This is a genomic window from Streptomyces aureus, from assembly GCF_000725495.1.
GTDB classification, from domain to species: Bacteria; Actinomycetota; Actinomycetes; order Streptomycetales; family Streptomycetaceae; genus Streptomyces; species Streptomyces aureus_B.
In genome coordinates this window covers 1-394 of record NZ_JNZD01000090.1, presented here as the reverse complement: position 1 = coordinate 394, position 394 = coordinate 1, and the positions used below count along the sequence as shown (strand labels likewise).

Annotated in this window: 1 rRNA gene; it reads right to left on the bottom strand. The window is 59.1% G+C overall.

The annotated features are described in order from the left end of the window. Positions 1-394, bottom strand: a 23S ribosomal RNA gene (locus tag IO36_RS36095); the annotation flags it as partial.

Genomic DNA, 394 nt, shown 5'->3' with positions numbered 1-394 from the left:
CCACCTGAGTCGGTTTAGGGTACGGGCCGCCATGAAACTCGCTAGAGGCTTTTCTCGACAGCATAGGATCATCCACTTCACCACAATCGGCTCGGCATCAGGTCTCAGCCTTAATGTGTGACGGATTTGCCTATCACACGGCCTACACCCTTACCCCGGGACAACCACCGCCCGGGATGGACTACCTTCCTGCGTCACCCCATCACTCACCTACTGCAGGTCTGGTCCGTCGGCTCCACCACTCCCCTTTGCCCGAAGGCTCCGGGGCGGCTTCACGGACTTAGCATCGCCTGGTTCGATGTTTGACGCTTCACAGCGGGTACCGGAATATCAACCGGTTATCCATCGACTACGCCTGTCGGCCTCGCCTTAGGTCCCGACTTACCCTGGGCAG